The organism is Brevibacillus sp. SYP-B805, assembly GCF_011059135.1.
GTDB lineage: Bacteria > Bacillota > Bacilli > Brevibacillales > Brevibacillaceae > Brevibacillus_F.
This window is the reverse complement of record NZ_JAALGD010000005.1, coordinates 232101-242304: the sequence shown is the minus strand read 5'-3', so window position 1 is coordinate 242304 and position 10204 is coordinate 232101. Positions and strand designations below refer to the sequence as shown.

At 52.1% G+C, this 10204-nt stretch carries 8 protein-coding genes; 1 reads left to right on the top strand and 7 read right to left on the bottom strand.

The genetic code is table 11. The annotated features are described in order from the left end of the window. Positions 1-413 precede the first annotated feature (413 nt). The 5 genes from G3578_RS08965 to G3578_RS08945 form a co-directional block, all read right to left on the bottom strand. Positions 414-1187 carry a DODA-type extradiol aromatic ring-opening family dioxygenase gene (locus G3578_RS08965; RefSeq protein ID WP_165211638.1) on the bottom strand — a complete coding sequence of 258 codons (774 nt, stop codon included), beginning with the start codon at positions 1185-1187 and terminating at the stop codon, positions 414-416. A gap of 220 nt (positions 1188-1407) precedes the next feature. Beyond that, complete coding sequence (locus tag G3578_RS08960; protein ID WP_165211635.1) at positions 1408-2055, bottom strand: response regulator transcription factor; 648 nt, start codon at positions 2053-2055, stop codon at positions 1408-1410. A gap of 11 nt (positions 2056-2066) precedes the next feature. Further along, positions 2067-4259 carry a sensor histidine kinase gene (locus tag G3578_RS08955; protein WP_241254534.1) on the bottom strand — a complete coding sequence of 731 codons (2193 nt, stop codon included), beginning with the start codon at positions 4257-4259 and terminating at the stop codon, positions 2067-2069. Between the two features lie 211 nt (positions 4260-4470). Continuing rightward, the gene (locus tag G3578_RS08950) at positions 4471-5835 is read right to left on the bottom strand and encodes a DJ-1/PfpI family protein (protein ID WP_165211710.1); all 1365 of its coding nucleotides are present in this window, start codon (positions 5833-5835) and stop codon (positions 4471-4473) included. Positions 5836-6098: 263 nt separating this feature from the next. Next, positions 6099-8042, bottom strand: coding sequence for an AMP-binding protein (locus tag G3578_RS08945; RefSeq protein WP_165211629.1), 1944 nt, complete (start codon positions 8040-8042; stop codon positions 6099-6101). A gap of 141 nt (positions 8043-8183) precedes the next feature. Here G3578_RS08945 and G3578_RS21150 point away from each other — a divergent pair, with 141 nt between their 5' ends. Continuing rightward, complete coding sequence (locus tag G3578_RS21150) at positions 8184-8312, top strand: hypothetical protein (protein ID WP_277603129.1); 129 nt, start codon at positions 8184-8186, stop codon at positions 8310-8312. A gap of 129 nt (positions 8313-8441) precedes the next feature. Here the strand turns inward: G3578_RS21150 and G3578_RS21145 are convergent, their stop codons facing one another. Both G3578_RS21145 and G3578_RS08940 read right to left on the bottom strand, forming a co-directional pair. Further along, positions 8442-8570, bottom strand: a complete 129-nt coding sequence (locus G3578_RS21145) for a hypothetical protein (RefSeq protein WP_277603128.1) — start codon at positions 8568-8570, stop codon at positions 8442-8444. A gap of 18 nt (positions 8571-8588) precedes the next feature. Then, the gene (locus G3578_RS08940; protein WP_165211626.1) at positions 8589-9836 is read right to left on the bottom strand and encodes a helix-turn-helix domain-containing protein; all 1248 of its coding nucleotides are present in this window, start codon (positions 9834-9836) and stop codon (positions 8589-8591) included. Positions 9837-10204: the final 368 nt, after the last annotated feature.

Genomic DNA, 10204 nt, shown 5'->3' with positions numbered 1-10204 from the left:
TTGCATGAACGGATCTGCTTGATAACAGGCACAGCAGCCCTCTGGATAATGAATGCTTGAAAACCTTTCTTTTACTATGATATATTGTAAAAGAATTTGAAAAATAATGTCGCACAAGTTCAGTTGTGCGACATCCATTAATGATAATATTATTATCATTATCCGCATGAGTGGTCTGCCATACATGAAGAGCAACAAAAACCTATACCAATTGAAAGCTGGGACTGATTGCGAAGCAAACCCATCGCTATGCTATATGTGCTTTTTTTTATTCGTTTCGCGTGAAAACGTTTCCTGCTTTAGCTGAATCAAAATCCGTTTTTCCCCGCGCCAATCTTTCCTCGACAAGCCAAAAAACACTGCGCCGATGCGCAGTGTTCAGTGTGCCGAACGACTGACCCCCATTCCCACTCTCAATCAAACCGGAAGCAGATGTAGCTCAGCGTGCCGAGATCATAGCTGCGGTGCAAAAGCGCTGCCTGTTTCCGACCATCTCCGCTGCCCATCGCGAGAAACAGCGGAACGAAGTGCTCCGGACGCGGCACGGCCAGCTTGGCGTACGGCGCTTGTTCTTCATAAGCAAACAGCGCATCCGTCCGCCAGTTCTCCACCGCATCGATCAGCCAATCATCAAAGGCTGTGGTCCAGGCCTCCGGTTCCTGCTGCCCCCACTTCAGCATGCGCAAATTGTGGGAGGTTGCCCCGCTGCCGATGATGAGGACATCTTCTTCCCGCAGCCTTCCGAGCGCTTTGCCGATCCGGTACTGTTCTTCCGGCGGCAGGAAGGGATTGACCGACAGCGCAATGACCGGAATATCAGCCTCCGGATAGATCAGGCGCAGCACGACCCATGCCCCGTGATCCAGTCCCCTGACCATATCCCTCTGAACAGGAATCCCCTGCTCCTCGAACAGGCGCACCACTTCCTCCGCCACCGCCGTCGACCCTTTGGCCGGATAGGTGATCCTGTACAATTCATCCGGGAAGCCGCCAAAATCATAGATCGTTTCATAGGTGTCGTCGGTATAGGTGAGGGAAAGCGTCCGGCTCTCCCAGTGAGCGGAAAAAACCAGAATCGCTTTCGGTTTGGCAAACGTTTGGGACAGCCCGTTGAGAAACCGGGTGTAGTCCGTTTGTTGGATGGCGATATCGGGAGCGCCATGACAGATAAAGAACGAAGGGGTCATCTCGTTTCACATGCCTTTCTTGTCATTTTCCTATCGGTTGGCTTATGGCCGGCGAGCCGTTGTCAGCTTCTTCGGGAAAAGGATTTTCTAACCAAAAATAAGTCACTTACTATTTGTAATTTAAAAATAGCACCGCAGCGATGTGCTGTCAATCGTAGAGCCGTATTTCCGCATCAAACTCTAACTGCTGCGGCCGGTATTTTCCAGCCCCGAACACGCTTTAGTATAAATCTTCTGTTGGCAGGATCCCCAGGCTTTTTGCCTTTTTAATAACCTCAACCCGTGAACTGACATGCAGCTTTTGGAAAAGCTCCGTCAGACTGTATTCCAGGGAGCGCTGGCTGATCATCAGCGTTTTTGAAATCTCCTTGTTGCTCTTCCCTTTTGCCAGTTCCCGAAGCAGCCTGTCTTCTTCCTGGGTGATCGTCGTTTTCTCATGATCCGTTTCCCCCTGCACCACAATCTCCTGCCGCCTGAGCTGCTTGAGCAGCTGCATCGGGACAATGGCCTCTTTCCTCGCAGCGCAGCGGATCGCCTGGATCAATTGGTCCCGGGTGGATGTTTTGGCAATGAAACCGGAAACGCCTGCTTCCATCAGCAAATTGAAATGAGGTGCGATTTCAAACCCCGAATAGATCAGGATCACGGCATCGGGAACATAATCGAGAATTTTGCGCGTCAAATCGACGCCGTTCATATTGGGCATGTATAAATCCAACAGCATGACGTCAAACTTCTTGAGGCGCACCAGGTCCGGCACGCAAAAAACATCCGTCTCAATCGTGACATGCATGTCCGGCTCGGATTCGATCAGCATCTTCGTTCCTTCTACGACCGACCTGTGGTCATCAATCAACAAGATTTCCATATCCATCACCTTCAGGCTGAATTTTGGGGAAAATGAATATTGACGTGAAACCCTTGCTGCGGGGCAGATTTCAATTCCACTTCCCCTTCCAAACTGAGAACCCTTTTCTCGATGCCTGCGATGCCCATATGTTGAAACGAGCCTTCAAAAGCGGATAAATCCATCCCGACCCCGTTGTCGGAATAGGAAAAAGAAATGTGATCTTTCGTGCTTGTCAGCGCCATGGTCACCTTAGTTGCCTTGGAGTGCTTCGATGCATTGTTTAACAATTCCTGAACGATTCGATATACCCCGAGAATCTGCTCCTCATTTAACGAACCATCGAACTGCTCCGCCGAAAACTCGATCTCGTAATTGGCAAACATCCGCGTATATGCAAATAAACTTTTCAAGGATTCGACAAGCCCCATTTTCAGCAGAAAAGGGGGGCGCAGTTCGTTGCAGGTAATGCGGATCTGGTGAATGGCGTCAAGAAGTCCCTCTTCGATTTGAATCAGTTCACGCTCTGTTTCCTGATCAAATGCCGCTTGGGAGCGTAATGATTCCAGCTTGCGATACCAGATAATCAGATCCTGCAGCACCGAATCATGCAGGTCGCTGGATAACGAAGCTCTTTCCTTTTCCGACAGCTTAAACAAGAGTCTCAGCATCCATTTGGGCGTGTCGTTGTTGCTTACCATGTCCTCGAGGCGCTTCATCAGGTCTTCAATCAGCTGGAGATTGTCGTAGAGGAGCGTGACATAATGAACGGCGGTTTCAAGCCATTCTTCCTCAATCTTTAGCAGGGAATGATCCATGCCGACCCGTAAATAGACCGGCTGCTGCTTCTCTCCGATTTTCACCCAGATATCATGCGGGTTTATGGAAACAGGTTCCTGCCCTCTCGGCACTTCTTCAATGGATACATGGGTGACCTGCAGGACCGTCCTTATTTCCTCCATTAACCGGTTCTCCAATTCCGATACTTTCATCACGTTGGCGAGGTCGTTGGAGAACCGGTTTAAACTTTGCTGGAGGGTTTTGTATCTTTCTTCGCTTTGGATCAATTCTCTCTCTTCTCTTTTTCGTTCCGTAATATCTTTGATAATCCCGTGCACACCGTTCAGCTCCCCTGACAGGAGGATGGGGACAAACGTAATATTTACCATTCTCTCAATCTGTCCTGCTTTCATGATGTGGCATTCGATATCCCTCGGCTCTTTCTTTTGGGCCACATGGAACAGCGCTTCATATACCGACGCGTGATCCTCATCATGAATCAACCCCATAAAGCAGCGATCGGACAGATTGTCTATCTGGATGCCTGTAATCTCCTCAAATGACCGATTGGCATTGACAAAATACAGCCTGTTCAAATCAATGGAAAATACGCCGTCCAGATTATGTTCAAACAACGACTTATACCTTTGTTCACTCTCCTCCAGCGCCAACTCGGAACGCTTCTTCTCGGTAATATCCAGGATGATGCCGTCGAGTCGTTCGACAGCACCCGCATTGTCCAGATAAGGATGGACAATCAGTCGGCCCCATCTGGTTTCACCTTCAACATGGATGAAACGAAGCACCTGGTCGACCGGTATGCCCATATCGAGCTTGTTTTTCACTTCCCCCATAAGAAGCGCGTTATCATCGGGGTGGATATGGTCATGCAGACGAATCGGGTTGGCCATGATTTCCTGCCTCGGCAATCCGGCTATTTTCTCGATGCTTTCCGAACAAAACGTATAATGGGTAAAATCCCTGTCGGTCGACCAAACCGCAGCGTTTACATTATCCAAGATGTTTTGCAGCAACTGCTCGGTCTTTTTCCGTGCGGTTACATCCCTCACAACCGCTACCACGTACTTTACGTTACCATCCACGTCCAGAACCGGCTTTACCCGTGTTTCCACATGAACCGTATGGCCCTGCGCATGGATCACCCGATACTCCACATCCACCGGCGTTTTGGATTGGACAACATATGCATTGGATTGTCGAACGCGTTCCCTGTCATCCGGATGAATGAGCTCAAATGCATCCATCCCTTCGTACTCTTCGATGTCGTAACCCGTCAAGGTCTTGATGGATGGCGATACATAACACACAATCGCATTGGTATCGACGAGCACAATCGTATCCAATGTATTCTCAGCGATAATCCGGTACTTTTCCTCACTTTTGTCCATCTCGATGGCCGCTCGCTGCGCCTGATCCTTATCCATCACCAGATTCTCCTTGTCTTCATCTGACCTCACAGGCATTTCTCAATCCCGTCTAAGACAATTTTAATGGAATCTTCTGACGTTGGCCCGCAAAAAAATGGGGGGCGGCCGCAAAATGTGCTGAACGGCCAAAACGGGACGGGCAGCTGCGAAGGGGAACCACTCGCATGGCTCCCCCTCATCGAAACCTACGCCCCTATTTGGAAGAAGTTTAGCAATGTTTCGAGGAAGCAATCTTGCCGATGATGAATCGTCTGTCAATATACCTTGCCAGCAGCACGGATATGACAGTCAACAGGAACAGTATGCCGAAAGTTTCAAAAGAGAATGGTTTGCCTTCCAGTTTCAGATGCGTTGCACGGTATTCCAGCCGTTTGGCGCCATATTTGGCGGTCAGAATATCCTCCTGCTTGGCCAGGTCTTCCAGCGGCGCATCGAAGATAAACCTGTCTGCCGATTCGCTGTGGATGAACTCCGGCTCCACTCCCGTACCCTTGTCGTTCCACTGCTTGACAACATCCGCCGCCATCGACTTTGCCTCCGACCCTGTAACGAACATTCTTTCTATTTTTGGGGCATCCGACATATCGTATCGGGGGATGAGATTCAGATGATATTTGGTAACGATCGGCTGTTTGGAACTTGCAATGGTGTAAACCTTTGTCGTGCCGGAAGCGGCATACGTATCAAATATCGTGGTCAGTGCTCCGTCATCCATGCCGTTATACAGCAGCACGCCCGTCTTTTTCCTGTTCCACTGAAATGCTTGGTTGAAATTATAAATGGCTTCGCTCCAATCAATATAATACGGTTCCACCTTCGGATTTTTAACGAAGTGATAAGAAGGGTAATTCATTTCCTGCGCAATTTTTTCCGCCATCGGTTCGCCCAGTTGTTGGGAGATGACGTAGAGGACAGCGTCAATGCCTGATGTCAGACCAGCCGAAGCGACAACGTTCCCGTCGTGTACATAACGAAGCCCCCTTACCCAGTTGGCGTCAGGATACATCTTACTGAACTGGGTGAACACCTGCCAATGTGTCGTGATGGATTTTCCTTTCGCCAAACCGGCGTCAGCAATATTGGCCGCGCCGCCACAAATGCTGAGTATCTGGGTATTGGCATGTTTTTGCAGCCATTCACGGACCGGTTTATACTTTTCCTCATCCACAATCGGAATAAACGGAACCACGATCAGATCGGGACTTTTTCCCAACATTTGATCTAATTCTTGAAATGAATAGTGCGGGGCCAGATCCAGGCCACCCGTTAAAGTCGTCACATGATGATCCTGGGCAACCGCATACACATTATAGGCATCTGTCATCACGAACATTTCGTAGGGAACCATGAAATCAAAAACCTCTGTGGTTGGATTCCCCAGGACGACCGCCACCGTCGGTTTGTTTGGATCATAGGCAGGTTTTACCAAACCTTGCAAGGCAGGTACCGGCTGTTTGCGGCCCGCTGTCCAATAATCCTGCTTTTCACGCAGAAATCCGATGAGACCGATCCCTCCCACAAACACAACGAAAATACAAAAATAAACAACGATACGCCATAATAACCTTTTCATTTGATGCTCCTCCTCAAAATGAATTCGTACCTTACACCTTGGTCGGTATGAACACATCATAAAGCAGGAGAAGCCATGCAAACGCGCAAACGATGAACCCTTCCCCGCAAAAATTTGCGGACTCCGCGCAACAATTCATGATTTTGCCAAAGCAAAAGGCCGGTATTGCCGGCCCAGACTAATGACAAACTTCTTTATCTTTCATGAAGGTTGAGCCCCCGGCCGGCTGCCGGTCGGGGGTTGCTGGTCTGTCCTGGCGGAACTCAGCTTTCGCCGCTCTTTCGGGGAAGCTGGTCCAGTGCTTCGGGATTCATCAGGCTCGACGTATCCCCCAGTATCTCCCCGAGGTATCGCTGCTTGATTAACCGCCGCATGATTTTCTGCGTACGCGTTTTCGGCAGATCGCGGACGAAATGAACCTCGCCCGGCTCGTACGGCTTGCCGAGCGCCGCCGCGACATGACGCTTCAATTCATCCGCAGCGAGGCTCGCCCCCGGCTTCAGCACGGCCAGCAGAATGATCTCTTCCCCCTTGAACGGATGGGGAACCCCGATCACCGCCGACTCCAGCACGGCGGGATGCGCATTGGCGACGTCTTCGATCTCCCCGGGCCCGGTTCGCCGCCCCGAAACCTTGATCACATCGTCGGCGCGCCCCAAGTGGAACCAGTATCCATCCTCATCCACCAGCACCATGTCTCCCTGCCACCACATCCCCGGCCCGAGCGGGAAGTACGTTTGCAGGTACCGCTCCGGATTCTTCCAGAACCCCCGGGTCTGCGCGGGCTGCGGCAGGGTAAAGACGAGATAGCCCGGCTTGCCGGGCGGGACGGGCACGCCGCGTTCATCCACCACCTTCGCCCCCACGGCGGGCGTTCTTCCCAGGCAGGTGGGCTTCTGCGGTTTGATACAGACCGACGAGATGATCTCCGCAAATACCTCCGTCCCGCCGCTTCCGTTGATAATGGGGGCTTTGCCGTCAGTCCAGGAGAGAAACCAGTTCCACGTCTCCGCATCGATCGGCTCTCCCGTATGGCCCAGGATGCGCAGGTGGCTGAGGTCTGCCGCCTGCCGGAACCGTTCGGCATAGGTTTTCAGAAGGCGCAGCGCCGTTGCCGGAGCGCCGAAGACCGTGACGCGGTATTTTTGCAAAATGTCGTACAGGCGGCCGGGATGCGGGTGCAGCGGACTGCCCTCGTACATGAGGTAAGGAGCCCCCACCGTATGGGCCGAGAAGAGCGGCAGCTGTCCCATCATCCAGCCAAAGTCGGTAATCATGAAAAAGATGTCTTCGGGATGGGTATCGTAGACAAACATGCCGACCTCCGCCGTCTTCACCGCGATGCCGCCATGCACATGCACGATTCCCTTCGGCTTGCCGGTCGTGCCCGACGAGTAGCTGACCATGCAGATCTCTTCCGCCTCGGTCCGAACCGTCTCAAATTGGTCGGAAGCCGCTGCCACCACATCGCCCCAGCGGTAATCCCGCCCCGTCAGATAATCCGCACCGGTACCCAACCGCTCCACCACGATTACGCTTTTCACCGTCGGCGCCTCCTCCAGCGCCTGATCCAGCACCTGTTTCAACCGTACCTGCTGCCCGCCCCGGTAAAACCCGTCAGCCGTGATCACCGCCTTGGCCTCCACATCATCCAGCCGGATCGCCACCGCCTCCGGTCCAAACCCGGAAAAGAGCGGAACGGCGACGGCTCCCGCCTTGTAGATGCCATACAGCGCGATCACCGTCTCGGGAATCATCGGCATGTAGAGGGCGACGCGGTCTCCCCGCTCCACCCCAAGGGCTGCCAGCGCGTTGGCCACGCGATTGGTCTGGCGGTACAGCTCACCAAATGTATAGCGGCGGGACTCTTCGTTTTCTCCCTCCCACAGGAGAGCCGTGCGTTCGGCCGTGACCGGATCGCCCGCCCATTTGTCCAGGAAGTTGTGGACCAGATTGATCTTCCCGCCCGGAAACCATTTCGGCCAGGCCAGCCCGCCGCTCAGATCCACGACTTGGGTATACGGCTCATAAAAACGGATATCGGCAAAACGGATAAATGCCTCCCAAAACCAGGCGATATCGTCCTCCGAACGGGCCAGCAGGGTCTCGTAGTCCGCGATCCCCTCCGCCCGCATAAAGCGCAGCAGATTGCTGTTCTCCACCAGCTCTTTCCCCGGTTCCCACGCAATGGAGCGTCCCCGTGTCATGCATCCCCCTCCGTTTCGTTCCTTTGTCCATCGTCTTCATTTTCCGACTCGGGAAGAAAGTTGTCAATGTTCGCAAAATTCAACATTCGAACAAACAGACATGCATGCCCGCATACCCATAAGGCAGGAGGTGTCATCGGGATGCAGGGAGAGGAGAAGGAGATCGTCGTGAATCCGCCCGGCCGGGAGGCGCTCCGGCTGGCCTATGACTTGATCGTGGCGCATATCCTTCCCCGGATGCTGGGGGAAAAGGAGGGGGATCAAGAGTAATAGCAGTGTAATCACTTCTCTGGTTTAAAACTGATAATCCTATGTAAAAAAGCTGGCCAGCAAGCAGCAGTATTCCCCCCTTGCTGGCGCAGCTTTTTCTCTTTTCTCTCAAAAAATCTTGCGGACGGTTTACCACTCAGGATCGGGTGAGTTGATGACGACGCTTGCGTTCTCATTCTGAGCCGCGAATGTTACGGGAGCGATCGCGAGTGTGAACAGAAGAGCAGAGAACAACATTGCAGACAGCAACTTTTTCATCGTACCCCTCCTCTCATATCATCTAATCCTATTATCTATGATTTGGGTAATTTTTTCCAAATATTCGATCGACAAATTCTTATGATTTTGCCTGTGATACTCCAAAATGTGACAGATGCACTCGGTGACTCTTTCATGCCTGCCAATCTGTCGATAATAGGACAGCGCCTGGATCAGGCTGTCAATTCCCTCATCGACCTGTCCGACAGACAGCAGGCACATCCCTTTTCGCTGATAATACGCAGCCGTATTTTTCACCTTGTTGGGATGGTCGATATTGCCCAGAGGCAAAAATGTATGTTCCGACTGGATCAACTCTTCGATGATATCGTTTCTTCCTGTTTCCATACATACCTCTAATATATCGTGGGCAATGGAAATACGGCCTAACTGGGTGGCTTCCTCCATACTTGCCTTGTACAGATCGATCGCCTCCTCGTACCTCCCCTTTTTCGCCAAAATAAAGGCCCGAAGGTGTTTCGCACGGAAATCGGCGTAGGCGCTGCTTTCATACTGCGGCAGATAATAGTCCGCCAAGATGAGATCGCCCAAATAAAGATAGGAGCTGATGATGGTGATCAAAGCCGAGGCTTTCATCTTGCTGTCCTCTTGATCTTCGCGCAGCCCTTTGCTGCACAGTTCGATGCTGTCACCGTAATAATCCAGCACATAGGCATGAATCCCCAGGCGATAGTAGGCGGCGATGCGCTCATCCGGCTGCAGATACTCGATATAGTGCAGCAGTTCCTTGCCTTTCCGGTACGTCTCTTCCAACCTGCTGAAATCATCCCGTTCAGCCTGATACTGCTCGAAGAGGGCTTTGGCCAGATAGAAGGGGATGCCGTGCTTTTTGGTATATTCGATGATGACGTTCAGCAGGGAAAGCTTGATCTCCGGCTTTTCCGTCTCCCGGGCCAGCTGCAGCAGGTAGTCCAGGGTCAAGAACGAGTTCATTTTGGGCGTTTCCAGCAGCTTGAGGGCGGCTTTTCGCACAATGTCCCTGTTGGTATGGAGGACCGCTTCATGCAGCAGCTTTTTCAACGTCTCTCCCCGCTGGGAGTTATCCAGATAATATAAAATCACCTGCTCGTAGGGGATGGCCAACGCCGACGCGATAGCCCGGCTCGTCGACAGCCCGGGCCGCCTGATATCTCCCGATTCAATGCGTGACCATACGCTTCGGTTGATCCCGGTTCGCAGGGCGCATTCGGTTACGGTAAGATTTTCACGTTCACGATACCTTCTGACAACCTCGCCAAACGTCATCAACACACCCCCCAATCGAAATAGATGGTCAAGCACTTAATATTTTCCATATAATACCATAAAACATTAATTTTTGTAAATCTTTGTATAAATGCGTCATGCGGCAGGCCGCTTGCCCGCCGCGTGTTTCCTGATGAGCATGGCGCGTTCCGGCCTATCGGTCGCAGCTCCACACATTCATCGGGCTGCGAGCGAAATGCTGTGCGCCCCAAAAACGCTTTCTGAAAGGATAAGAAATCCCCGCCGACTTAAGCGAACGCTCCACCACTCGGCAATAGCTAACGCTTTGCCGAGCGGGGTCCCTTGCTGTTGTCGGCGGGGGCCCCCAGCCTCTCTCCCCTCCTTTATTTCTTTAAAGTACTTAAAGG